The 24,544-nt window shown below is 76.6% G+C and carries 19 protein-coding genes; 13 read left to right on the forward strand and 6 right to left on the reverse strand.

Annotated elements, in window-relative coordinates:
- Positions 1 to 40 precede the first annotated feature (40 nt).
- Together ACU616_RS17680 and ACU616_RS17685 are read right to left on the reverse strand one after the other, a co-directional pair.
- Positions 41 to 970 (reverse strand): MBL fold metallo-hydrolase, encoded by a 930-nt coding sequence (locus ACU616_RS17680; RefSeq protein ID WP_446759737.1) that lies wholly within the window; start codon positions 968 to 970, stop codon positions 41 to 43.
- Between the two features lie 43 nt (positions 971 to 1,013).
- Positions 1,014 to 2,171: an RtcB family protein gene (locus tag ACU616_RS17685; RefSeq protein ID WP_446759738.1), complete on the reverse strand. Its 1,158-nt coding sequence runs from the start codon at positions 2,169 to 2,171 to the stop codon at positions 1,014 to 1,016.
- A gap of 178 nt (positions 2,172 to 2,349) precedes the next feature.
- Here ACU616_RS17685 and ACU616_RS17690 point away from each other — a divergent pair, with 178 nt between their 5' ends.
- Together ACU616_RS17690 and ACU616_RS17695 are read left to right on the forward strand one after the other, a co-directional pair.
- Entirely contained in the window at positions 2,350 to 3,318 is a 969-nt protein-coding gene (locus tag ACU616_RS17690; RefSeq protein ID WP_446759739.1) for a TIGR03557 family F420-dependent LLM class oxidoreductase, read from the forward strand.
- Between the two features lie 70 nt (positions 3,319 to 3,388).
- Entirely contained in the window at positions 3,389 to 3,745 is a 357-nt protein-coding gene (locus ACU616_RS17695; protein WP_446759740.1) for a cupin domain-containing protein, read from the forward strand.
- A 21-nt stretch (positions 3,746 to 3,766) separates the two neighbouring features.
- Here the strand turns inward: ACU616_RS17695 and ACU616_RS17700 are convergent, their stop codons facing one another.
- Positions 3,767 to 4,159, reverse strand: a complete 393-nt coding sequence (locus tag ACU616_RS17700; protein ID WP_446759741.1) for an ATP-binding protein — start codon at positions 4,157 to 4,159, stop codon at positions 3,767 to 3,769.
- 97 nt (positions 4,160 to 4,256) lie between these two features.
- Here ACU616_RS17700 and ACU616_RS17705 point away from each other — a divergent pair, with 97 nt between their 5' ends.
- A complete protein-coding gene (locus ACU616_RS17705) occupies positions 4,257 to 4,607 on the forward strand; it encodes an STAS domain-containing protein (RefSeq protein WP_446759742.1) in 351 nt (116 codons plus the stop codon).
- Between the two features lie 10 nt (positions 4,608 to 4,617).
- Positions 4,618 to 6,888 (forward strand): SpoIIE family protein phosphatase, encoded by a 2,271-nt coding sequence (locus ACU616_RS17710; protein ID WP_446759743.1) that lies wholly within the window; start codon positions 4,618 to 4,620, stop codon positions 6,886 to 6,888.
- A gap of 3 nt (positions 6,889 to 6,891) precedes the next feature.
- Here the strand turns inward: ACU616_RS17710 and ilvA are convergent, their stop codons facing one another.
- Positions 6,892 to 8,193, reverse strand: a complete 1,302-nt coding sequence (ilvA, locus tag ACU616_RS17715) for a threonine ammonia-lyase IlvA (RefSeq protein ID WP_446759744.1) — start codon at positions 8,191 to 8,193, stop codon at positions 6,892 to 6,894.
- A 248-nt stretch (positions 8,194 to 8,441) separates the two neighbouring features.
- Positions 8,442 to 14,657, reverse strand: a complete 6,216-nt coding sequence (locus ACU616_RS17720; RefSeq protein ID WP_446759745.1) for a DUF3320 domain-containing protein — start codon at positions 14,655 to 14,657, stop codon at positions 8,442 to 8,444.
- Between the two features lie 277 nt (positions 14,658 to 14,934).
- On the opposite strand from ACU616_RS17720, the gene ACU616_RS17725 reads away from it, so the two are divergent.
- A complete protein-coding gene (locus ACU616_RS17725; protein WP_446759746.1) occupies positions 14,935 to 15,495 on the forward strand; it encodes an excalibur calcium-binding domain-containing protein in 561 nt (186 codons plus the stop codon).
- 126 nt (positions 15,496 to 15,621) lie between these two features.
- On the opposite strand, the gene ACU616_RS17730 is transcribed toward ACU616_RS17725, so the two are convergent.
- Positions 15,622 to 16,506 (reverse strand): isocitrate lyase/PEP mutase family protein, encoded by an 885-nt coding sequence (locus ACU616_RS17730; protein ID WP_446759747.1) that lies wholly within the window; start codon positions 16,504 to 16,506, stop codon positions 15,622 to 15,624.
- A 178-nt stretch (positions 16,507 to 16,684) separates the two neighbouring features.
- On the opposite strand from ACU616_RS17730, the gene ACU616_RS17735 reads away from it, so the two are divergent.
- From ACU616_RS17735 to ACU616_RS17770, 8 genes are all read left to right on the forward strand, one after another.
- Positions 16,685 to 17,377, forward strand: coding sequence for a GntR family transcriptional regulator (locus ACU616_RS17735; protein ID WP_446759748.1), 693 nt, complete (start codon positions 16,685 to 16,687; stop codon positions 17,375 to 17,377).
- On the forward strand, positions 17,374 to 19,437 hold the full coding sequence (locus tag ACU616_RS17740) for a hydantoinase/oxoprolinase family protein (RefSeq protein WP_446759749.1): 2,064 nt from the start codon (positions 17,374 to 17,376) through the stop codon (positions 19,435 to 19,437). Before ACU616_RS17735 ends, ACU616_RS17740 begins: the two co-directional genes overlap by 4 nt.
- Positions 19,438 to 19,440: 3 nt before the next feature.
- Complete coding sequence (locus tag ACU616_RS17745; RefSeq protein WP_446759750.1) at positions 19,441 to 21,318, forward strand: hydantoinase B/oxoprolinase family protein; 1,878 nt, start codon at positions 19,441 to 19,443, stop codon at positions 21,316 to 21,318.
- Positions 21,319 to 21,409: 91 nt separating this feature from the next.
- Complete coding sequence (locus tag ACU616_RS17750) at positions 21,410 to 22,048, forward strand: isochorismatase family protein (RefSeq protein WP_446759751.1); 639 nt, start codon at positions 21,410 to 21,412, stop codon at positions 22,046 to 22,048.
- Between the two features lie 277 nt (positions 22,049 to 22,325).
- On the forward strand, positions 22,326 to 22,790 hold the full coding sequence (locus tag ACU616_RS17755) for an NUDIX domain-containing protein (protein ID WP_446759752.1): 465 nt from the start codon (positions 22,326 to 22,328) through the stop codon (positions 22,788 to 22,790).
- 129 nt (positions 22,791 to 22,919) lie between these two features.
- Positions 22,920 to 23,057 carry a hypothetical protein gene (locus tag ACU616_RS17760; protein WP_446759753.1) on the forward strand — a complete coding sequence of 46 codons (138 nt, stop codon included), beginning with the start codon at positions 22,920 to 22,922 and terminating at the stop codon, positions 23,055 to 23,057.
- A 146-nt stretch (positions 23,058 to 23,203) separates the two neighbouring features.
- Positions 23,204 to 23,344: a hypothetical protein gene (locus ACU616_RS17765; protein WP_446759754.1), complete on the forward strand. Its 141-nt coding sequence runs from the start codon at positions 23,204 to 23,206 to the stop codon at positions 23,342 to 23,344.
- A 168-nt stretch (positions 23,345 to 23,512) separates the two neighbouring features.
- Positions 23,513 to 24,484 carry a ferritin-like domain-containing protein gene (locus ACU616_RS17770; protein ID WP_446759755.1) on the forward strand — a complete coding sequence of 324 codons (972 nt, stop codon included), beginning with the start codon at positions 23,513 to 23,515 and terminating at the stop codon, positions 24,482 to 24,484.
- Positions 24,485 to 24,544: the final 60 nt, after the last annotated feature.

The raw sequence follows: 24,544 nt of genomic DNA on the forward strand, positions 1-24,544 counted from the left end.
CCAGGGCGGGGGACGGCGCCGCCGTCCCCCGCGCCCCGGCTCAGGCCCGGCAGCCGATGGGGCCGCCGTGGAAGGCGACCATGTCCGGCCAGATGGCCGTCAGCGGCAGCCGCTCGCCCAGCGGCCGGCCGTCGAGCTCGGCGTGGGCCCGGTGCAGGTTGCCCACCAGCCGCTCGGACTCCTGCCAGGCCGCGTAGGGGTTGTCCGCGTGCCGGCGCGCGGTCTCCAGCGGCGACCAGCCGGCGGCGTGCCCCTCCCGCGCCGCCGCGTCGACGAAGGCCGCGTAGCCCGCGAGGTCGTCGAGCAGCCGGGTCACCTCCGCGCCGCGGCACACCGGGCCGTGGCCGGGCACCAGCACCTCCGGCTCCAGCGCCCGGATCGCGGCCAGCGCCCGGGGGTACCCGGCGACGCTGCCCTCGGCCAGGAACGGCTGACCGCCGGCGAAGGCGATGTCGCCGGCGAACACGACCCCCTCGGCCGGCAGCCGGACGACGACGTCGCCGCGGGTGTGCGCCGGCCCGACGGCGTGCAGCTCGACCGCGCGCTCGCCCAGGTGCAGCGTCATCGCGCCGGTGAAGGTGACGTCGGGCGGCCGCACCTCCAGGTGCCCGTAGTCGGGACCGGTGAGCACCTGGGCGGCGATCAACCCGGCAGCGAGCTGGTCCTCCCGCGCGAGTGCGTGCCCGACGACCGGGGTGTCGGCCGGCGCCAGCCAGTTGCCGAAGGTGTGGTCGCCGTGGTGGTGGGTGTTCACCAGCGCGCGCAGCCGGCCCGGCGCGACCCCGCCCACCGCCGCGAACAGCGCCCGGTTGCGGGCCTCGGTCGAGGTGGTGTCGACCATGAGGCCCGCACCGTCGTCGCCGACGACCACACCGGTGTTGTTGATCATCCAGCTGCCGTCGGGCTGCACGTAGGCGAAGACGCCCGGTGCCACCTGCTGGAGCGCCGCTGCCTCGATCGACGTCGTCACCGGGCCACTGTCCTGCACCGGGCGCGCGGCGGCGAGCGGTCCGTCAGTCGCCCTTGACGTTCACGACCTGGCGCAGCGTGTGCCGGACCTCCACCAGGTCGGCGGCGTCGGCCATGACCCGGTCGATCGGCTTGTACGCGTCGGGGTGCTCGTCGAGGAAGGCGTCGGAGCGGCCCCACGCGATGCCCTTCATGCGCCGGTCGAGGTCGGCGCGGGTGAACATCCGCCGGGCGGCGCCGCGCGAGTGGTTGCGGCCGGCGCCGTGCGGGGCCGACATCAGCGCCTCGGCGTTGCCCTTGCCGACGACGACGTAGGACGCCGTCCCCATCGACCCGGGGATCAGCCCCCACTGGCCCTCCCGCGCGGAGATCGCCCCCTTGCGCGACAGCCACACCTCGGCGCCGTGGTGGGTCTCCCGCTCGGTGTAGTTGTGGTGGCACTGCACCACCTGCACCCGCCGGACCTCCTCGCCCGTGAAGCGCGACACCTGGTCGGCGACGCGGTCCATCATCTCCTCGCGGTTGGCTGCTGCGAACCGCTGCGCCCAGTGCAGCGCCTCGACGTAGGCGTAGAACTCCGCCGTCCCCTCCGCCAGCCAGGCGAGGTCGCGGTCGGGCAGGTCCGTCCCGCGGCAGCGCTCCTGGGCCACCCGGATGTGCTTGGACGCCAGCTTGTTGCCGACGCCGCGCGAGCCGGAGTGCAGGAACAGCCACACCCGGTCGGCCTCGTCGAGGGAGACCTCGATGAAGTGGTTGCCTGACCCGAGCGACCCAAGCTGCAGCGGCCAGTCGCGCACGACGCCGTCGGCCTGGGCCGCCCCGGGCAGGTCCCGCAGCTCCTGGACCCGTGGCGCCGCCGTCTCCCGCAGCTTCTTGTTGTTGCGCCCCGCAGACAGCGGGATCGCCCGCGAGATCTGCTCGTGCAGCGTCGCCAGGTTGCGGCCGCGGACGGCGTCGCCGGTGAACTGGGTGCGCACGGCCATCATCCCGCAGCCGATGTCAACGCCGACCGCGGCCGGGATGATCGCGCGGTCGGTCGGGATCACCGAGCCGACGGTCGCACCCAGGCCGAGGTGGGCGTCGGGCATGAGGGCCACGTACGGGTGGATGAACGGCATCGAGGCGGTGCGCTCGGCCTGGGCCCGGGTGGTCGGCTCGAGGATCGACGCCCAGGTGAGCAGCCGGTCGTTGATTCTCTCCATGGCTCGCTTCTCGTGTCGCGGGTGGGGCCGGCGGATGGGCAGGGCCGGGGGCGGTCGACGGGCCCCGCGCACCCGGGTACCCGGCCGGGACGTCGGCACCCCGGCGTGCCGTTTCCGTTCCGCGGACGCCGGGCAGGCCGGACGGCGACCGAGCGCACCCACAGTGAGGACGACGACGATGCAGGTCGGACTGAAGCTCGCCACCGAGGCCTTCCCGCCGAAGGAGATCGTCCGGCAGACGGTCCGCGCCGAGCAGGCCGGCTTCGACTTCGTCGAGCTGAGCGACCACTTCCACCCGTGGCTCGACGTCCAGGGGCACAGCGGCTTCACCTGGTCGATGCTCGGCTCGATGGCGACCAGCACCGAGCGCATCGGCCTGGCCACGGGCGTGACCTGCCCGATGATCCGGTACCACCCGGCGGTCATCGCCCAGGCCGCGGCCACCGTGCAGATCCTGTCGGACGACCGGTTCACCCTCGGCATCGGCGCCGGCGAGCGGCTCAACGAGCACGTCGTCGGGGAGGGCTGGCCGGCCGTGCGGACGCGGCACAGGATGCTCACCGAGGCGCTGGAGATCATCAAGCTGCTCTGGCAGGGCGGCTACCAGTCCTACGACGGGCAGTACCTGCAGCTCGAGGACGCCCGCGTCTTCGACCTCCCGGACCGGCTCCCGGTCATCGCCGTCGCCAGCGGCGGGCACAACGCCTCCGTGCTGGCCGCCGAGCACGGCGACGGGCTGTTCGCCACCGAGCCGCGCGCCGACCTGGTCCAGGCCTACCGCGACGCCGGCGGCAGCGGCCCGCGCTACGCCGAGGTGCCGATGGCGTGGGCGGCCGACGAGGACACCGCCGCGCAGACCGCGCTGGAGACCAGCCGCTGGGCGGTCACCGGGTGGAAGGTCATGAGCGAGCTGCCCAACCCGGTGAACTTCGACGCCGCCAGCGCGACGGTCACCCTCGACGACATCAAGCAGCAGTTCTCCTGCGGCCCGGACCTCGAGAAGCACCTGCAGCAGGTGCAGCCCTACGTCGACGCCGGCTTCGACCACCTCGTGCTGCAGAACGCCGGCCCCGACCCCGACGGCTTCATCGACGCCTGCGCCGGCGGGCTGATCGACCGGGTGCGCGCGCTCACGCCGTCGTCCTGACCGCCCGGTCCGGCGGGCCACCCGGGGGCGGTGCGCTTGTCCGACGCGTCCCCCGGGTAGCCCGCCGTCCGTGAGCGGGACGAGTGGGAGCCGGGTCGGCAAGGTCGAGGCCGCGGCCGTGGCGGCCGGACGGATGGGGCAGCGGAAGCTGGCGGCGGGCTCCCGGGTCGCGATGCGCCTGTGGGCCGCGCAGCAGCCCAGCGAGGGTGAGCCCGAGGTGGCCCGGGAGTACGAGACGGTGGGCTACGCCGTCTCCGGGCGGGCCCGGCTGCGCGCGGAGGACCAGACGATCGAGCTGGGGCCGGGCGACTCCTGGGTCGTGCCGGCCGGGGTGAGCCACACCTACGAGATCCTCGAGCCGTTCACCGCGGTCGAGGCCACCTCACCGCCCGCGCAGGAGGCCGACCGGGACGCCCCGCCGTCCTGAGCCCGCGGCGGGGCCGGGGCGTCAGCGGCGGTCGAGCAGCCGCAGCGGCGGGCGGGTGGACAGCCGCTTCTCCAGCACCACGCGGTGGCGGCCGTCGGCGTCCTGGCGGAAGTCCAGCCGGTCGACCAGCGCCTGCATGAGCGTCAGGCCCGCGCCGCCCTCGACCGGATCCCGGTCGGCGACGTCCCCGGGGTCGAAGCCGCTGCCGTCGTCGACGACGGTGATGCGGCAGACGTCGTCGCGGATGTCGACCGACACCTCGTACCCGGCGTGCGCGCCGGCGTGCTCGACCACGTTCGCGCACGCCTCGGTGAGCGCCAGCGTGGTCTCCGCGACGACGGCCCGCTCGATCCGCAGGTGTTCCAGCGCCTGCCGGCACAGACCGCGGACGAAGGGCACGCTGTCGACGTCCACCGGAAGACGTACGGTAAAGCCGATCTCCAACCCGGGCCCCTCTCCGCACCGTCCGGTTACGCTCCCTGGGTCCGTCACCGCACCGAGGGAGCCGATCGTGCAGTTCGCCGTCGACCGCACAGCGGTGCACGGACGGCCGGCGGTGAGGGTACGCGGTGAGCTCGACGTCGCGACGGTGGCGCGGCTGGCCGAGTGCGTCGAGGCCGAGCTGTCCGCCTCGCCGGGTCGCCTGGTGGTCGACCTGACCGAGACGACGTTCATGGACTCCTCCGGCGCCCGGCAGCTGGCCCGCACCGCGCGCCGGGCCGGCGAGACCGGCACGGCGCTGCAGGTGGTCTGCCCGCGGGAGAACACCCCGGTGCGCCTGGTCATCGACCTGCTCGAGCTCGACCGGATCGTGCCGGTGGTGGAGCAGGCGGGCGTCGCCGACGGGGAGGTCGGGTCGTAGGGTCGCGCCGGTGACGACGCCCGAGCCGCTGCCGCCCACCACCGCGGACACGGCCGCACCGGCACCGGCGGCGCCGTCCCGCGCCGACGCCCCGTTCCTCGACCCGCGGGCCCTCGCCCGCTGCGCCGACGAGCCGATCGCCGTCCCCGGCGCGATCCAACCGCACGGCGCGCTGCTGGCGGTCACCGAGCCCGGCCTCGCCGTCGTCGTCGCGTCGGCCAACGCCGCCGACGTCCTCGGTGCCGAGGTGACCGGTGCGACGCTGGCCGACCTGCTGACGCCCGTCGAGCTCGACCGGCTGCGCGAGGCGCTGGCCGGGGACGTCGCCGAGGCCGAGCCGCTGCGCATGGCACCCGGCGGCCGGGACGTCGACCTGGTGCTCTCGCGCAGCGGCGACCTGCTGGTCACCGAGTGGGAGCCGGTCGCCGGCGCCGGGCAGGCCGGCGCGGCCTGGCACCGCCGGCTGCCCACCGTCCTGCAGCGGCTCTCGGCGCCGACGACGCTCGAGGGGCTGACCGGGGTCCTGGCCCGCGAGGTGCGGGCGCTCACCGGCTTCGACCGGGTGATGGTCTACCGCTTCGACGCGGAGTGGAACGGCGAGGTGGTCGCCGAGGACCGCCGGGAGGACCTCGAGCCCTTCCTCGGCCTGCACTACCCGGCCAGCGACATCCCGGCCCAGGCCCGCGCGCTCTACGCCACCAACTGGCTGCGCCTGATCCCCGACGCCACCTACACCCCGGTGCCGCTGCAGCCGCGGCTGGTGCCCGGGACGGGTGCGCCGCTGGACCTGTCGGGCGCGGCGCTGCGCAGCGTCTCGCCGGTGCACCTGGAGTACCTGGCCAACATGGGCGTCACCGCCTCGATGTCGGTGTCGCTCATCGACCGCGGCCGGCTGTGGGGCCTGGTCGCCTGCCACTCCTACAGCGGCCCGCACCGGCCCTCGCCCGCCGACCGCACCGCCGCGGAGTTCCTCGGCCGCACCGCCTCGCTGCTGCTGCACACCACCGTCGAGGCCGGCGCGCGCGACGAGGCGGTTGCGGTGGCCCAGCGCGAGGCCGAGCTGGCCGCCGCGGTCGGCCGCACCCCGCGGACGCCGGCCACCGCGCTGGTCGGCGGCGCGGTGACCGTGCTCGACCTGCTGCCCGCCGCCGGCGCCGCGGTCCGCCTCGGTGGCCGGCTGCACCTGCTCGGGTCCACGCCCCCGCCCGAGCGGGTCGCCACCGTCGTCCCCGCCGTGCTGCGCGCCGGCGGGGCCACCGACCGGCTGACCCGCGACCTGCCCGGCTTCGCGGATCTGGCCGACGCCGCCAGCGGCGTGCTCGCCGTCGAGGTCGGCGGCGGACGCGGGGACTTCCTCGCCTGGTTCCGGCCGGAGACGCCGCGCGAGGTCACCTGGGGCGGCGACCCGTACGCCTCGAAGCTCACCCGGGACGACGGCGGCCCGCGGCTGAGCCCCCGCCGCTCCTTCGCCCGCTGGACCGAGACCGTCCGCGGCACCGCCCGCCCGTGGCGCGCGCACGAACGGGCCGCCGCCCGCGCGCTGGCCGGCCACCTCGGCGAGGCGGTGCTGGCGCGCGCCGGCGAGGACGACCGGCTCGCCGCGGCGCTGCAGCGCACCCTGCTGCTCGAGGAGCTGCCGAAGGTGCCCGGCGTCGCGCTCGGCGCCCGGTACCGGCCCAGCCAGGAGGACGTCGTCGGCGGTGACTGGTACGACCTGGTGCCGCTGCCGTCGGGCCGGCTGGCGGTGGTGCTCGGCGACGTCGCCGGGCACGGGCTGTCCGCGGCGTCGGTGACCGCCCAGCTGCGGCACGCGCTGCGCGCCGCGCTGCTGCGCGACGAGGGTCCGGCCGCGGCGCTCACCGAGCTCAACCGGCTCGTCGGCGCGCTGCTGCCGGGCGAGATGGCGACCGCTGTGATCGTCCAGCTCGACCCGGGCACCGGCGAGGTGGCCCTGGCCAGCGCCGGGCACCTGCCGGCCGTGCACGCCGGCGCCGGCGGCAGCCGGCTGGTCACCGACGGCCGCGGCCCGGCGCTGGGCCTGCTCGACGCCGCGGACTACCCGCAGGCCGGGCTGCGCCTGGACGCCGGCGACCGGCTGCTGCTCTACAGCGACGGCCTGGTCGAGCGCCGCGACCGCGATCTCGCCGAGGGGCTGGAGGCGCTGCGCGCCGCGGTGGCCGCCGTCCCCGGTGCGCCGCAGGAGGTCGTGGACGGCGTGGTCGCCGCGCTCGACCCGCCCGGCACCGACGACGTCACCGTGGTCGGCCTCGCGCGGCTGTGACGCTCAGCCGCCGCCGCCGCGGACCAGGTAGCGGTAGGCCGGTGAGTCGGGGTCCAGGTGCTGGATGCGCAGCGGGCTGGCCTGCGTGCGCTCCAGCAGGCCCGGGAGGCTCCCGGCGCTGCCGAGCTCGATGCCGGTGAGCGCGGCGCCGGTCTCGCGGTTGTCCCGCTTGACGTACTCGAACAGCACGATGTCGTCGTCGGGGCCGAGGACGTCGTCGAGGAAGCGGCGCAGCGCCCCGGGCTCCTGCGGGAACTCCACGAGGAAGTAGTGCTTGAGGCCCTGGTGGACCAGGGACCGCTCGATGACCTCGGCGTAGCGGCTGACGTCGTTGTTGCCGCCGGAGAGCAGGCAGACGACGGTCTGGCCCGGCGCCACGCGCACCGCGCCGCCGGTCAGTGCCGCGGCGGCCAGCGCCCCGGCGGGCTCGGCGATGACGCCGTCGACCTGGTAGAGCTCGAGCATCTCGGTGCAGACCTGGCCCTCGGGGACGGCGACCAGCTCGGCGCCGGAGTCGCGCACCAGCGGATAGGTGACCGCGCCGGCCCGGCGAACCGCGGCCCCGTCGACGAACGTGTCGATGGCCGGCAGCTCGACCGGCCGGCCCGCCGCCAGCGCCGCGGCCATGCTCGCCGCCCCGGCCGGCTCCACGCCGACCAGCCGGGTGCCCGGGCTGGCCTGCCGCAGCCAGGTGCCGCACCCGGCGAGCAGCCCGCCACCGCCCAGCGGGAGGACGACGACGTCGGGCGCGCGGCCCAGCTGCTCGAGGACCTCGACGGCGACGGTCGCCTGCCCGACCACCACCGGCCACGCGTCGAAGGCGGGGACCAGCGTGGCGCCGGTGGTGCGGGCCCGCGCGGCGGCGGCCGCGGCGGCGTCGTCGTAGGTGTCGCCCGTGACCACCAGCTCGACCATCTCGCCGCCGAGCGCCTGGATGCGGGCGCGCTTCTGCCGCGGCGTCGTCCCGGGCACGAACACCGCGCCGCGGACGCCGAGTGCCCGGCAGGCGTAGGCGACGCCCTGGCCGTGGTTGCCGGCGCTGGCGCAGACGACGCCGGCCTCGCGCGCTCCGGCGTCGAGCCGGCTGATCGTGTTGTAGGCGCCGCGCACCTTGTACGACCGGCCGACCTGCAGGTCCTCGCGCTTGAGCCACACGTCGGCGCCGGTGAGGGTGCTCAGGCGCTCGTTGCGCTGCAGGGGTGTCCGCTCGGCGATGCCCGCCAGCCGGCCGACGGCGTCGCGCACGTCGGCGGGGAAGCTCTCGAGGTCGCGCAGCGCGGAGGGGCTGGCGGCGGTGCTGGTCACGGCGTCCATCCTCCCGCCGGTGCCGTCCCGGCCCCGGCAGGGTGCGCCCGGCCGGTCGTCGAGCTCTGCCCACATGTGTGGGCAGAGCTCGAAGGGGCGGGGCAGGGGTGTCCGGCCCGGACCTCGTGCTCTGCCCACGGGTGTGGGCAGAGCTCGAAGGGGCGGGGCAGGGGTGTCCGGCCCGGACGTCGTGCTCTGCCCACGGGTGTGGGCAGAGCACGAGGTCGCCGGGAGGAGACCTCCCTGGGTCAGGCGGTGACGCGGCCGTCGTCGTGCACGGTGAGCCGGCCGGCGGCGGTCAGCCGGTCGAGGGCCGCGGTGAGCAGCGGGGCGAGGGACGGGGTGCGGCGGCGGTAGCCGAACACCTCGGTAGTGCGCAGGAACAGCTCGTCGCGGGTCGGGACGGCGCCGGCGTCGGTCGCGGCCCGGCACACCGCCACCATCGCGTTGCCGACCTCCTCCGGCGCGACGTGCTCCAGCGGGCGGGTGCTGCTGGCGGCCTGGCGGCGGAAGCCGGTCCACGAGGCGCGGTCCAGCGACTCGGGCCACACGAACTCCCCGTCGACGGTGGCCTCCGGCAGCAGCGCGAGCAGGGCGTCGCGGCGGGCCTCGCCGACCCGCGACAGGCCGAAGGCGCCGGCCGCGAGGCGGGCGAGCCGGTCGCGGTGCACCGGGCCTTCGGCCTTCACCCCGGCGAGCAGGACCCGCCGCACGAGACGGGCGGTGCGCACGTCGGCGAGCTGGTCGAGGGCCTTGCGGTCGCCGGCGGGCCGAGGTGACCACGGGCGGAACGGCAGCTCGCCGTCGAGCCCGGGCGCGGCGGAGCGGCGCTCCGCCGCCGGCCGCGGCGGCGCAGCGACCTCGGCGACCACCATGGGAAGTGCCGTGGCCGGCTCGTCCCCGGCGGGCTGGGCGGCCGGCTCCGTCGCCACCGGCTCCGTCCGCACGGGCTCGGTGTGCACGGGCTCCGCTTGCACGGGCTCGGTGTGCACGGGCTCGGTGTGCACGGGCTCCGTCTCCACCGGTGCCGGCACCACGGTCAGCGTCACCGGCCCGGGAGCCGGCTCGGCGGGGGAGCCGGCGGGCAGCGCGGCGAGCGCGGCCGGCCCCACCGAGCGCAGCACCCGCGGCGCGACGGGCGCGACAGCGGGGAGGTCGTCGGCGTCCTCGACCGCCGGCACGCTCGCCAGCACCGGCACCGGCACCGGCACCGGCACCGGCGCCGGCACCGTCGCCACCGGAACCGCCACCGGGACCGCCACCGCCGGGGCGGCGGGGAGGGCGGCGACCAGCCGGTCGAGCACCGCCTCGCGGTCGCGCAGCCACGCCGGCAGCCACACCCGCTCCACCGCCGGCCAGCCGAGCAGCCCGCCGAGCACCTCGACCGGCAGGCCGTCGCGGTCGCCGACGGTGGCCCGCCGCGCCCACGCGGGGCCGTCGAGCAGCACGGCCATCAGCGGGGTGTCCGGAGCCGAGGGCCGGGCCACCGACAGGTCGACCCGGAAGCCGGAGAGCCCGACGTCGGTGCGCACGACGAGCCCGCGCGAGCGCAGCGCCGCCGCGACGTCCTCGCGGTGCCGGTCGGGCACACCGGCCCGGCGGCCTCCGCGGGGCAGCGCGTCGGTGCCGAGCGCGGCCAGGTCGAGCCAGGCGCGCAGGTGCTTGACGCCCACCGACGAGGTCTGCTCGGCCCGCAGCGCCGCGGGGTCGAACGAGGAGAAGACGACGACCTGCCGCCGCGCGCGGGTGATGGCCACGTTCAGCCGGCGCTCGCCGCCGAGCCGGCTGAGCGGGCCGAGGTCCAGGGGCAGCACCCCGCGGTCGTCGGGGCTGAACGCGGTGGAGAACAGCACGACGTCGCGCTCGTCGCCCTGCACGTGCTCCAGCGTCTTGACGAACAGGTGCTCACCGTCGGTGCGGTCCAGCGCCTCGACCAGCCGCTCGTCGCCGGCGTCGCGCAGCAGCGACTCGACGTAGGCCCGCTGCTGGGCGGTGACGGTCACGACGCCGATCGACGGAGCCGTGTCCGGGGAGGCGGCGAACCGGCGGCGGACCTCCGCGACGACGGCCTTGGCCTCCATCGGGTTGGTCCGCAGCAGCCGCCCGGCCCCGGTGCGGTGGAACGTGCCGTCGACCCGCACCAGGCTCAGGCCGCGGCCGTCGACGTCGGCCGAGGGCCGCCCGTGCGCCGGCGCGGGGAACGACGCGAGCCGCTCGTCGTAGTAGTGGGCGTTGCTGAAGGCGATCAGCGACTCGTCCTGGCTGCGGTAGTGCCACCACAGCCGGTGCCGCGGCACCTGCGCCCGCACGCAGGCCGAGAGGATCGACTCCTCGTCCTCCACCGCGGTGCCGAGCAGGTCGGCCAGGTCGTCGTCGCAGGCCCCGGCCGGCTCCGCGGACGACGGCGGCAGCTGCCGGCTGTCGCCGACGACGACCGCGGCGCGGGCGCGGCCCAGCGCGCCCACGGCCTCGGCGACCCGGAGCTGCGAGGCCTCGTCGAACACGACCAGGTCGAACAGGCCGGCCCGCGCGGGGAGGAACCGCGCCACCGCGTCCGGACCGGCCAGCACGCACGGCAGCACCGCGGTCACCGCGTCGCCGTGCTCGGCCAGCAGGGCACGCACGCCCGAGCCGGGCGAGCGGCCCAGCTCCCGCTGCAGCGCGCCGAGCCGGTCGTCCACCGCGTCGGGCCGGCCGTCCCGGCGCCGGGCGGCCGCCACCGCCGCGGGCAGCGCCGTGGTGAGGTGCCGGCGGACCGCGCGCGAGGCGGCCGTGAAGCGGGCGACCGCCCGGTCGTGCGCCGCCGCGTCGAAGCCGTCCAGGCCGGTGGCGGTGCGCCGCTCGGCGGCCGCGGCGGTGGCGAGGCCCGCCTCGAACGCGCGGCCCGCGTCCTCGGCCGGCAGCCGGCCGCTGACCAGCGCCTGGCGGGCCTCGGTCAGCCCGGCGGCGCGCAGCGGCTCGAGGGTGTCGAGGAGCTCCGCCCACCGGCGCAGCGAGATCAGGCCGGGGTGGTCCAGGCCGCGCTCGGGGCGGGTCATCGCCCAGCGCAGCACCACGCCGTCGTCCCCGCACCAGGCGGCCAGCTCCGCGGAGCTGCTGCCGCACACGCGCAGCAGGGCCACGAGGGCCGTGCGCAGCCGGGTGACCGCCGCGGCGGCGGCCACGTCGGGACCGGGCCCGGAGACGACGTAGCGGCGCAGCGCGACGGCGAAGGTCCGCGCGCTGTCGACGACGGCGCCGGCCCGCTGCAGCCAGGCGACCTGGGGGTCGAGCAGCGTGGGCTCGGCCAGCGGGTTCCACCCGGCCGGCACCGACAGCCCCGGGATCACCGAGGCCCGGGCGAGGAGGGCGCCGGCCGCCGTCTGCACCCGCCACAGCGCGGCGGTCAGCTCCGCGACGTCGCGCAGCCGCACCGTCGCACCGGGCCGCAGCACCGGCGCCAGCCGGTCGCGCACCGCGCGCAGACCCTGCCGGCGGGTCCACCAGCGGGCGGCCTGCGCGGTCTGGGCGGCCACGTAGAGGTCGGCCAGCGGCAGCTCGAGCGCCTCCGGGGTGGCCAGCTCCAGGCCGGGGTGGACGGTGGCGGCGAAGGCGGCCACGTCGCCGAGCACCGTCTCCGTCGCCGTCCGCCAGCGCTCCGTGGGCACCTCGTCGAGCACGTCGAGGCCGACGTCGGGACCGGCCAGCAGGTGGGCGAGCACCCCGAGGTCCTCGGGGGAGCGCACCTCGCGCAGCGCCCGGCCCAGGTGCTCCTCGGCCGGCAGGGCGCGGATGGCGTCGTCGACCTCGGCGGCGGCCCGGTGCGCGGCCGCGAGGTCGACCCGCGCGGTGTCGACGAAGGCCCACGGGTGCCGCGCCGAGGGACGGGCCAGGTCGGCGACGTCGGGCAGCAGCGCCAGTGCCCGGCGCACCGCGGTCAGCGTCGCGGCCGGGGCCGTGGCCGCGAACGCCGGCGGCAGCGGCAGCGGCCGGACGTCGTCGCCGACCGCCAGCTGCGCCGTCCGCGCGGAGTGGAACGACAGGCCGGCGGCGTTGGGCGCGTGCAGCCGGTCGGCGTAGCGGGCGAGCGTGCGGCGGGCCGCGCGCAGGTCGTCGCGGTCGGCGGCCAGGCCCTGATCGTCGACGGCGACCGCGCAGTCCAGCGCCGCGCGGACGCGGGCGCGCAGGTCCGCGGCGCGCGCTCCCCGGTCGTGCAGGTCGAGGGTGAACGGGCCCATGCCCACCGCCTCCAGCCGCCGGGCGACGGCGTCCAGAGCGGCCCGCTTCCCGGAGACGAAGAGCACCCGCCGGCCGTCGGCGGCCGCACGGGCGAGCAGGTTGGCGACGGTCTGCGACTTGCCGGTGCCCGGCGCGCCCTCGAGCACGACGGTGCGCCCGGCGAGGCCCTCGGCGACGGCGCGCAGCTGCCCCGCGTCGGCCGGCAGCGGGCAGGCGGCGGCCAGCTCGTCGAGGTCCGGCGTCCCGGCACTGGGGGGCACCGGGTCGACGAAGGCCTCGCCCGGGGCGTGCAGGAGGTGCGACACCAGCGGGTTGGCGGCGAACTCCGCCCAGTGCTCGTCGAGGTCGCGCTCCAGCCGGTACCGGGCGGAGGGCAGGACGGCGAGGTCGGCGGTCGCCTCGACGCGGAAGGGCAGCCCGGCGTCGGCCAGCGCCTGACGGACGGCGGTCAGCGCGCCGTCCACGTCGACTCCCTCCGGTCCGTCCTGACCGGTCAGGTCGGGCACCTCCAGGCCGTGCACCCGGCGCAGCTCCTCCAGCAGGCACCGGTTGGGGCCGGCGCTGCCGGTCCCGTCGACGGCGAGCCGGTAGCCGGCGCCGCCGGCGGGGGAGAGCACCACCGGCAGCAGCACCAGCGGAGAGCGCACCGGCCGGCCGTCGAGCTCCCAGGCCAGGCTGCCGAGGGCGACGTACAGGTCGTTGGTGCCAGTCTCCTCGAGCACGGTCCGCGCGCGGTGCGCCAGCGCGCGCAGGCGCGGCAGGTAGCCGCCCTCGGTGACGTCGGCGTGCACCGCCCGCTGCTCGTGCAGCAGGTCCCCGAGGCGCCCGACTGGCAGCTCGCGCGCCGAGCGCAGGCCCTGCTCGGAGTGCTCGGCGGCCAGCCGGTCGGCCGGCAGCAGGGACACCGGGGTTCCGCCGGTGAGCAGGTCGGCCAGCGTGGCCAGGTAGGCGCCGGGGACGGTCAGCGGCAGGCCGGCGCCCTCGGGGCAGTCGAGGAGCCGGTCGCGCGCGCCGGTGCCGAGCAGGGCGGTCCGCCACTCCTGCACGCGCGGCGGCACGCCGGGGCGGCTGTCGGGGCCCGGGGCGGCGTGCCGGCCGGTGGAGCGCGCGGCCGGGTCGGAGTCGGCCCGGCGGTACTCGACCACCTGCACCGCACCGGTGGCGCCGCGGGTGCGGGCCGGCAGCGGCAGGATGCCGTCGCGGCGGGCCCGGGCGACGTCGGTGACGCCCAGCACCCGCTCCGGCGGGCCGGCGAGCCAGGCGTCGTACGCGGCCCGGTGCAACAGCTCGGCCGTGGGCTCCGCGGTAGGCTCGGCACCGGGCCCGGCGTCGGCGTGGCCGGTCAGCAGCGTCGTCTCCACCAGGCGCACCAGGCCGCGGTCGACCAGGTCCACCAGCGGCGCGACCTCGGTGGTGGCGGCGCTCGGCGTGCTGCGCTCCTCGCGCCAGTAGCCGAGGAACGCCGAACCGTCGGCCAGGAACAGCAGCGGGCGGACACCGGCCGCCTCCAGCGCGGCGGCCACGACCACGGTGGTGTCCAGGCTCGTGCCGGCCCGGCCCTGCAGGACGTCGCCGGGCGTGCGCACCTCCTGGGCCCGCGCGGTCCAGCCGGCCGGGAGCCCGAGGTGCCGGATCCCGCGGGCGCGCACGGCGGCGGCGACCGCGGCGACGATCCGGTCGATCCGCTCCGGACCGGCGGAGGACCCCTGCACCGAGGCGTCGTCGGTGCGCTCGTCGAGCAGCGCGGCCGCCTCGGTCAGCAGCGCGGTCACCGCCGGGTCGTGGGGGAGGACGTGCGCGGCGAGCAGCTCCAGCGCCAGCGGCAGGGGAGCGGCCGACCACTGGCCGGCCGCGAGCACCTGCACGGGGACGGCGGTGCCGCCGACGTCGACGCCGCCGGCGGTCACGTCGATCTCGACCGAGCCGGGCCGCTGCTCGCCGATGCGCCGCACCGCCGCCGGGTCGACCAGCAGGCCGAGGTCGCTGAGGACCGTCGTGCGGCCGGCGTCGAGGTCGACGGTCAGCTCGACGGGGCCGCCGAGGGGGCCCTCGGTGTCGCGGACGCCCAGCCGGACGGTGGCGCCGGGCAGCGGGCCGCCGTGGGCGGTGAGGGCCAGCCGCGACACCACGGGCACCGCGCTGGCGGCGAGGGCCGCCGACAGCACCGGCGTGGTGGTGGCCGTGATCGCCACGCTCGCCCGGGCGGCTCCGTCGTGCGGATGCGGCCGGCCGTCCGGAGTGCCCATGGCGTCCTGTCTACCGGCCCGGACGGACCGGTCCGGTCATCCCCGGACGAGTCTGGGGCGGGTGTGACGGGTGCTGCCGGACTGACCACTCGGGCACCACCGAGGCGCTCCCGCGGGTCACGGACCTCCCACGCTCGCTGCCTCCACGAGGTCGCCGACCTGGAACGGGTGTGGCAGGAGGGAGGACCACGGCGTTTCGACAGCGCGAGGACGCGGAGCGGCGTGCCTGCGCTCCAACGGTGCGACGGTCCACGCCGGCACCACGGGGAGACATCCGATGGCCCGCACCGCGCTCATGCCGCAGCCCGACAGCACGCCGCCGAAGCAGCCGTTCTGGCGGCGGACGCCTGTCGTCGCCGTGGCCAGCCTGCTCATCGGCATCGGGATCGGCGGCGCGACGAACGCCCCCACGGCCACCGAACCGGCAGCCAGCAGCGCCACCGCTCCGTCGTCGACGTCCGCACCCCGTTCGACGGCCGCGCCCTCCTCGGCCGCCCTGGTCGTGCCGCGGAGCAGCGCCGCGGTCCCGACCACCCCGGCGCCGGTCAGCTCCGCGCCGGCCGTCGTCGTGCCGTCGACTCCGCCTCGGTCGAGCACTCCCGCGCCACGGCCGGCTCCCGCGCCGGCACCGGCTCCCGCGCCGGCACCGGCTCCCGCGCCGGCACCGGCACCGGCACCCGTTCCTGCCCCGGCACCCGCCCCCGCTCCTGCGGCATCCGGCGTCTACTACGCCAACTGTGACGACGTGCGCGCGCACGGGGCCGCGCCCATCCACCCCGGCGACCCCGGCTTCCGCGACGCCTTCGACCGGGACGACGACGGCATCGGCTGCGAGTAGCGAGCAGGACACCACCCCGACCGGGGGAGCGCCCGCCGTGACGCAGCGGCCGGTGAACCGACCCGTCGCGGCGGTGCCGGGTGTGCCACCGGCGGGGAGGAGGGGAGCGGCGGGAGCGTCCGGCGGTCAGCGGAAGCGCTGCTCCAGGTCGGTCACCTCGGGCAGACCGACGAGGTCGGTGAACTGGCCGAAGGTCGGCAGCCCGTCCAGCGGCGGCACGCCCTCGGTGCGCAGCCCGTCGAGCAGCGCCCGGATGCCGGCGGTCGCCGCCAGCAGCGTGCCGATCGGGTAGATGACCAGCGCGAAGCCCAGCTCGGTCATCCGCTGCAGCGACAGCGGGGGAGTGCGGCCGCCCTCGGCCCAGTTGAAGACCAGCGGCGCCACCCCGGCCAGCTCGCGGGCCACCCGCTCGATGTCCGCCTCGGTGGTCGGCGCCTCGACGAAGAGCAGGTCGGCGCCGGCGTCGGCGTAGGCCCGGGCCCGCGCCAGCGCGTCGTCCACCCCGCTGACGGCGACCGCGTCGGTGCGCGCGATCAGCACCAGGTCGGGGTCGCGCCGGGCGGCCACGGCCGCCCGGACCTTGCCGGCCATCTCGTCGGTGCCGATCAGCGCCTTGCCGCTCATGTGCCCGCACTTCTTGGGCATCACCTGGTCCTCGAGCTGGATGCCGGCCACCCCGGCCTGCTCGTAGAGCTGCACCGTGCGGACGACGTTGAGCGCGTTGCCGTAGCCGGTGTCGGCGTCGGCGATGACCGGGACGTCGACGGCGGCGGCGATCCGGCGGGCGTTGTCGACCATCTCCGCGCCCGACAGCAGCCCGACGTCGGGTCGGCCGATCAGCGACGCCGTCGTCCCGAAGCCGGTCATGTAGACGGCGTCGAAGCCGGCCTGCTCCACCAGCCGGGCCGAGAGCGCGTCGTAGGCGCCGGGCGCGACCAGCGGTGCCGGGCCGGCCAGCAGCTCGCGCAGCCGCGCCCGCGGCGCCCGGGCGCCCCCCAGCAGATCCCCCACGGTGCCCCCTCGGTTGCATACAGGCCCCGGTGCGGGGCGGTCGCGGGTCAGGGGCAGTGTGCACCGGCCCCGACGTGCACGGCAACGGTCGGAACGGAACTCCGGAGTCCCCGCCCCTGTCTTGTGCGGGAGGGGGTGCGGCCCTACCTTGCATGCAACTCCTCCGGAGGTGTGACCGGTGACACGTCCCCTGACGTCTGCGGAACGGGCGCTGTCCGCCCTGCGCGAGATGATCATGAGCGGCGACCTGGCCCCCGGGGCGCGGCTCGGCGAGGTGGAGCTCGCCGACCGGCTGGGCGTGAGCCGCACCCCGGTGCGCGAGGCGCTGTCGCGGCTGGCCGCCGAGGGCCTGGTCCAGATCACCCCCAACCGCGGCGCCCGGGTGGCCACCTGGACCGTCGCCGAGCTGGAGGGCGTCTTCGACCTGCGGTCGGTCCTCGAGCCGCGGCTGACCGCGTACGCCGTCCCGAACGCCACGCCGGCCGACGTCGAGGAGCTCGACCGCCTCGCCCGGCGCATGCAGGAGGTGGGCAGCCCGGGGGAGCACCAGGACCTCGACGCGCTGGTGCCCCTCAACCGCGCCTTCCACGACCGGCTGGTGGCCCTCGCCGGGCACCCGACGCTGGCCAGCGCGCTCGCCGCCGCGATCCACCCGCCGATCGTGCGGCGCAACTTCCTCACCTACGACGAGGCCTCGCTGCGCCGCAGCCTGGCCCACCACGGCGAGATCGTCGCCGCGCTGCGCGCCGGTGACCCCGAGTGGGCCCGCGCCGTCATGACCTCGCACATCGCCAACGCCCGCGCCGTCATGGTCCGGGCGGCCCGACTGCGGACGGCCGGGGCAGGGGACCGCGGAGAGGAGACCGCATGAGCTACCGGCTCGGAGTCGACGTCGGGGGCACCTTCACCGACGTCCTGCTCGTCGACGAGGACAGCGGCACCACCTGGCGGGCCAAGACCGCCTCGACCCCGGCCGACCAGGCCGTCGGCGTGCTCACCGGGATCGGCCGGGTCTGCGCCGACGCCGGCATCGCGATGAGCGAGGTCGCGCAGGTGCTGCACGGCACCACGGTGGCCACCAACGCGATCCTCGAGGGCAGGGGCGCCCGCGTCGGGCTGGTCACCACCCGCGGCTTCCGGCAGGTGCTGCAGATCGCCCGCTCCTTCGTCCCCGGCGGGCTGGCCGGCTGGATCATCTGGCCCAAGCCCGAGCCGCTGGCCGACCTCGAGGACACCGTCGAGGTCGAGGGGCGGATCGCCAGCGACGGCTCGGTGGTCCGGCCCCTCGACGAGGACGACGTCCGCGCGCGACTGGGGCAGCTGGCCGGGCGGGGCATCCAGGCGCTCGCGGTCAGCCTGGTGAACTCCTTCGCCGACCCCGCGCACGAGCGGCGGATCGCCGAGCTCGCCGCCGAGGTGCTGCCCGGCGTCCCGGTGTCGCTGTCCTCCGACGTCCTGCCCGAGCTGCGAGAGTACGAGCGGACGCTCACCACCGTCGCGAACGGCTACGTCCAGCCGCAGGTGGCGCGGTACGTGCAGCACCTCTCCGACGGCCTGGGCGAGGGCGGGGTGTCCGGCGAGCTGTCGATCCTGCGCAGCGACGGCGGCCTGCAGTCGGCCGCCGCCGCCGTCGCCGCCCCGGTCAGCATGCTGCTGTCCGGCCCGGCCGGCGGGGTCACCGGCGCGGTGTGGGTGGCCGAGCAGTGTGGCCACCGCGACCTGATCACCTTCGACATGGGTGGCACCTCCACCGACGTCGCGCTGGTCCGCGACCTCGACCCGCGCATCGGCCGCGAGACCAAGGTCGGCGACCTCTCGGTGCGGGCCTCCAGCGTCGACGTCCGCACCGTGGGCGCCGGCGGCGGCTCGATCGCCCACGTACCCGAGCTGACCCGCGCGCTGCGGGTCGGCCCGCAGTCCGCCGGCGCCGACCCCGGGCCGGCCGCCTACGGGAGAGGGGGCACGGAGCCCACGGTCACCGACGCCGACGTCGTCCTCGGCTACCTGCCCTCGGCGCTGGCCGGCGGCGAGATCACCCTCGACGTCGAGGCGGCGCGGGCCTCGGTGAGCAAGGTCGCCGAGGCGATGGGGCTGGACTCCCCGGAGGCCGCGGCGGCCGGGATCGTCGACATCGTCAACGAGAACATGCTCGGCGGGCTGCGGCTGGTCTCGGTGCAGCAGGGCTTCGACCCCCGCGACTTCGCCCTGGTCGCCTTCGGCGGCGCCGGCCCGCTGCACGCCAACGCCCTCGGGAAGCTGACCGGGGCGTGGCCGGTGATCGTCCCGCCCGGCCCCGGGCTGCTGTGCGCGCTCGGTGACGCGACCACCAGCCGGCGCGACGAGTCCGCCCGGACGGTGCTGCGCCGCTTCGGCCAGCTGACCGGGGGGGAGCTGGCGCAGATCCTGCAGGAGCTGGCCGACGAGGCCGGCGGGCGGCTGGCCGCCCAGGGGCTGCCGCGGGAGGAGCAGACGGTCGGCTTCCAGGTCGACGTCCGCTACCACGGGCAGGGCTTCGAGATCCCGGTCGCGGTCGACCCGTCGTGGCTGGAGGAGGCCGACCCCCTGGCCCGTCTCGGCGGCGCGTTCGACGCCGAGCACGACCGGCTGTTCTCCTTCCTCCTCCTCGACGTCGACCACGAGCTGGTCAACGCCCGCGCCACCGTCACCGGCCCGCGGCCCGACGTCGCCCCGGTGCACCTGGAGCCGGGCGACGGCGACCCGGCGGGCGCCCTGGTCACCGAGGCGCCGGTCCACGTGGGCGGCGAGCAGGTGACGGCGTCGGTCTACGACCGGGAACGGCTGCGCGCCGGCGACGTCGTCCGCGGCGCCGCGATCGTCACCGAGATGGACTCCACGACGCTGGTGCTGCCCGGGCACGTCGCGACCGTCCACCCCTCGGGTTCCCTGCTCATCACGCCGGCGGAGGGCTGACCCGTGGCACGGATCATCGAGACCGCGACGGGGACGCCTCCGCGGGTCCACGTCGACCCGGTGACCCTCGACCTCGTCGAGAACGGGCTGCGCAACGCCCGGTACGAGATGGACGAGGTGCTGTTCCGCACGGCGCTGTCGCCGGGCATCCGCGAGCAGCACGACGAGTTCCCGCTCATCGGCGACCCCAGCGGGAAGATGGTCGTCGGCCAGTTCGGCCTGTCCATCCCCGACTTCCTCGCCGGCTTCCACGACACCGTCGAGGAGGGCGACGTCCTGCTGACCAGCGACCCCTACGCGTGCGGGGCGGCGATCAGCCACGCCAACGACTGGCTGCTCGTCCTGCCGGTCTTCCACGAGGGCCGGGTCGTGGGCTGGGCGTCGATGTTCGGGCACATGTCCGACGTGGGCGGCAAGACGCCGTCGTCGATGCCCACCGACGCGCGGACCATCTACGAGGAGGGCGTCGTGATACCCCCTTTCAAGCTCTACCGGAAGGGCGTGCTCAACGACGACGCGCTGCGGATCATCCTCAACCAGGTCCGCATGCCCGACTGGAACCGCGCCGACCTCAACGGCCTGGTCGCCGCCTGCCGCACCGCCGCCCGGCGGGTGGTCGAGATGTGCGAGAGGTTCGGGACGGCGACCTATCTCTCGGCCCTCGACGCGCTGCTGCAGCGCAACCACGACGCCATGAAGGTGCTGCTGCAGACGGTGTTCGAGGAGGGCCGCACGCTCTCCTTCACCGACTACATCTGCGACGACGGCGTCGGCAACGGCCCCTACGAGCTGAAGCTCTCGCTGACCCGCACCGGCGAGAAGGTGCACCTGGACTTCACCGGCTCCTCACCCCAGGCGGCCGGGCCGATCAACTACTACATCAACGAGAACCTCACCCGGATGTTCTTCGGGATCTACATGATCACCGTCGCCGACCCGCAGATCCTGTGGAACGACGGCTTCTACCCGCTGGTCGACGTCACGATCCCGGACGGCTCGTACTGGAAGCCGAGGCACCCGGCGGCGCTCAACGGCCGCAACCACGGCATCGGGCGGGTGTTCGACCTCTTCGGCGGGCTGCTCGGGCAGACCAACCCGGCGCTGCTCAACGCCGCCGGGTTCTCCTCCTCGCCGCACTTCATGTACTCCGGTCACCACTCCTCCGGGGAGCGGGAGGGGGAGTGGTTCCAGCTGTACTCGATCGGCTTCGGCGGCATCCCCGGCCGGCCGCTCGGCGACGGCCCCGACGGCCACTCGCTGTGGCCGAGCTTCGTCAACATCCCGTGCGAGTACCTCGAGTCCTACTACCCGCTGCGCATCGAGCAGTGGGAGACCGTCGCCGACACCGGCGGCCCGGGCCTGCACCGCGGCGGCAACGGCGTCGACGTCGCCTACGTGTTCGAGGAACCCGGCGAGATCGCCATCCACGACGACCGCTGGCTCACCTACCCGTGGGGCGTGAACGGCGGGCACCCCGGCGCCCGCGGCCGCAAGTGGATCGACCGGGCCGACGGCACCCGGGAGGTGCTGCCGAGCAAGTGCCACGGCGTGCCGGTGCACCCCGGCGACGTCCTGCACTTCGTCACCTGGGGCGGCGGAGGGTGGGGCGACCCGCTGCAGCGCGACCCGGAGCTCGTGGCGCGGGAGGTGCGCCGCGGGCTGGTGACGGCCCGGGGCGCCGAGCGGTACGGGGTCGTGGTCACCGGGGACGGCGGCGTCGACCGCGAGGCCACCGCGACCCTGCGCGACCGGATGCGTGCCGGCCGCCCGGCCGAGCTGCCGGTCTTCGACATGGGGCCACCGGTCGAGGAGCTGCTCGCCCGCTGCGAGGAGGAGACCGGGCTGCCGGCCCCGAAGCGCCCGGTGTGGACGTCGGCGTGACACCCGTCGGTCCGCGCGAGATCTGCACAGTGGTCGCCATCACGGGCCCGATGGGCGCGAGTGTGCAGATCTCGCGGCGAGGGGCGGGCCGGTGAGCGTCCCGGAGCCCGCACCCGGGCCGCACGGCTCGGCGTTCTCCGGCCGCGTCGGGTGGGGGGACCGCCCCGCGGTGCTGGTCGTCGACCTGTGCCGGGCCTACACCGACCCCGGCGGCCCCCTCGCGCTGCCCGCCCCGGGGCCGGCGGTGGACGCGGCGTCCGCCCTGGTGGCCGCTGCCCGGGACGGCGGGCACCCCGTGGTCTGGACGGCGGTCCGCTACACGCGGGGCCTGGCCGACGGCGGGCTGTTCGTCCGCAAGGTCCCCGCGCTGGCCGCCTTCGCCGAGGACGCGCCGGGCGAGTGGGGCGAGCTCACGCTCGAGCCCGACCCGGGCGAACCGGTGGTGGTCAAGCAGTACGCCTCGGCCTTCTTCGGGACGGCGCTGGGGCCGATGCTGCTGGGCCTGGGCGTGGACACGGTGGTCGTGGCCGGGGTGTCGACGTCGGGCTGCGTGCGGGCCACCGCGATGGACGCGCTCAACTCCGGCTTCCGGCCGCAGGTGGTGCGCCAGGCGTGCGCCGACCGGAGCGCGGCCCTGCACGAGAGCAACCTCGCCGACCTCGACGCCAAGTACGCCGACGTGGTCGACCTGCCCGAGGCCCTCGGGCACCTCGGGACGGCACACCCCTAGACAGCGGCGCCGCCCGGCCGGCCTCCCCCTCCGCCGGGCGGCGCCGCGCTCCACCTCGAGCACCCCGCGGCACAGTGCGACGGGAGGGTCGGCGAGCCGTGTCCCGACGGCGGGTCCGGGCCGCCCGCGGTGCCGTCCCCGGCGGTCGTCCCGTGCGCCGCGGCGACGACGGGCCGCACGCGAACCGGGCGCCCCGCTGCCGGTGACCCGGTGACCCGGTGACCGCGCCCGCCGTGGTGCGTGGGGTCCCGGGCCGGCGGCGTGCCAGGCTGGGCCGGTGCCGAGGCGGAGCGCGGGGGTCCTGCTGTACCGGCGGGAGCCCGACGGCTCCGTCGCGGTCCTGCTCGGGCACATGGGCGGCCCGTTCTGGGCGAGGAAGGACGACGGCGCCTGGTCGATCCCCAAGGGGGAGTACGCCGACGGCGAGGACCCGCTCGCCGCCGCCCGCCGCGAGTTCGCCGAGGAGCTCGGCAGCCCCGTGCCGGCGGCCGGGCTCGTCCCGCTCGGTGACCTGCGGGCCGGCGGCAAGGTGCTCACGGTGTGGGCCGCCGAGGGTGACCTCGACGCCACGGCGATCCGCAGCAACACCTTCCCGCTCGAGTGGCCGCCGCGGTCGGGCCGCGTGCAGGAGTTCCCCGAGGTCGACCGCGCCGCCTGGTTCGTCGTCGAGGAGGCGCGCGCCAAGCTGGTCACGGGCCAGCTGCCCTACCTGCAGCGGCTGCTCGACCTGACCGCCGGCTGACGACGGGCCACCTCCGGGGGAACGGCGTCGGTCGATCGCGTGACGTCTGCGCCGCGCGGGTGTGCCGGACCTGCCGGACGGCGCCGTGTGCTGCCACCCTCGGCGCCTCCCGACCCACCGGAGGTCCCCGTGAACCCCGACCCCAGCCGTCCCGGCGAGCCCGACCGGCCCTGCGCCTGCACCCGCACAGCCCGCCCGGTGGTGACCGCGGTGGTGCGCCGCCGCCCGCGCTGGACCCCCGCCGCGGACGTCCCGCCGTCCTCCTGACCCGGCCGCCGGCACGGGGAGGAGTCGCGCAGGTGACGGATCGCTGACGACTCGTCCCTCCCGTCACACGGGACGTGCTCCTGTCGGCTGCGGGTGGCAGGTTCTCCCTCCCGAGTCCCGTCGGACTCCCGAGCGAGGAGATCCCCGTGCCGTGTGCCACCTGCGCCGCCGAGACCACCCCCGGCCCGGTCTGCGCCCGCTGTGCCGCCCTGGCGCAGCTGACCCAGCCGGTGCTGCGGCTGCAGACCCGCCGCCGCCCGCCGGTGCCGACGACGCCGGCCCGCTGACCCGCTCCGGCCGCGCCGTCCCCGCGGCACGGCGCGGCCGGACCGACCCGGCGGCACCACGTGACCGAGCTCACCGCTAGCAATGCGCTTGCTGGAGTTAGCGGCGCAGGGGAGCGGGGCATGACCGATGACGTCAGGTCATCCCCGATCGTTGGAGTCCCCCCCGTCATGACCGACAACACCAAGATCGTCAACCAGCTCCGCGCGCTCGTCCTCCTCAGCCAGACCGAGGAGCAGGTCGCCCGCACCCGCGTGTCGCAGGCCCGCACGGACGCCGTCCGCCGCGAGCTCAACCAGAACGCCGACCACGCCGCGGAGCGCACCCGCGCCATCACCGAGCAGCTGCGCGCCCTCGGTGGCGTGCCGGACGTCGTCACCCCGGCCATCGGCCGGCTGTCGGCGGTGCTCAAGGCCACCTTCGAGCAGGCCGAGCCGCTCGAGGAGGCCCTGCTGCAGGACCTGCAGCTCGAGCACCAGCTGCACGACCGCGCCACCTACGTCAAGGTGCTCGCCGAGAAGAACGAGCTGCCCCGCGTCCGCGCCCTGGCCGAGCGACTCGTCACCGCCCACAAGGCGACGATCGAGTGGCTGACCGTCGTGCTGGCCGAGGAGGCGCTCGGTGGCCCCGCCGCCCTGCAGCCGACCCCGTTCCAGCAGGTCGCCGGCACCGCGGTCCGCGCCGCCAACCTCCCCTACCGCTTCGTCGCCAACCGCGTGAACGAGGCGCTCGACACCGCCCAGCAGCGTCGTGAGGCGGCGGAGGACCGGCTCGGCCAGGCGGCCGAGCGGGCCAGCAGCTTCACCGACGCCGTCCGCGAGACCCTCACGGTCGGCCGCAGCGCCGCGCTGCGCCGGGCGGAGCGGATCGCCCGCCGCGAGGGCAACCGCGAGGCCGCCAACACGGCCAAGGCCGCCCGCGAGGAGCTCGGCGACGTCTCCGCCGACGAGCTGCCGGTCAAGGGCTTCGACTCGCTGTCGACCTCGGACGCCGCCAAGGCGGTCAAGGCGCTGCGCAAGCCGCACGACATCCGCGTGATCATCCGGTACGAGGAGACCCACAAGAACCGGTCGAGCGTCATCAGCGCCGCCCAGGTCGCCCTCGCCGAGGTCGCCAAGGAGGCCGTGGGCGTCGACAGCTGACGTCCGCCACTCTCCGGAGGGCCCGCACCCGTCTCGGGTGCGGGCCCTCCGCCGTCCGGG

The sequence above is a fragment of the Geodermatophilus sp. URMC 62 genome (assembly GCF_052931475.1).

Excerpts from the sequence above, each read along its gene's own strand:
- ACU616_RS17685 (WP_446759738.1), bottom strand. The coding sequence starts at position 2,171 with ATGGAGAGAATCAACGACCGGCTGCTCACCTGGGCGTCGATCCTCGAG.
- ACU616_RS17690 (WP_446759739.1), top strand. The coding sequence starts at position 2,350 with ATGCAGGTCGGACTGAAGCTCGCCACCGAGGCCTTCCCGCCGAAGGAG.
- ACU616_RS17720 (WP_446759745.1), bottom strand. The coding sequence starts at position 14,657 with ATGGGCACTCCGGACGGCCGGCCGCATCCGCACGACGGAGCCGCCCGG.
- ACU616_RS17725 (WP_446759746.1), top strand. The coding sequence starts at position 14,935 with ATGGCCCGCACCGCGCTCATGCCGCAGCCCGACAGCACGCCGCCGAAG.
- ACU616_RS17740 (WP_446759749.1), top strand. The coding sequence starts at position 17,374 with ATGAGCTACCGGCTCGGAGTCGACGTCGGGGGCACCTTCACCGACGTC.
- ACU616_RS17770 (WP_446759755.1), top strand. The coding sequence starts at position 23,513 with ATGACCGACAACACCAAGATCGTCAACCAGCTCCGCGCGCTCGTCCTC.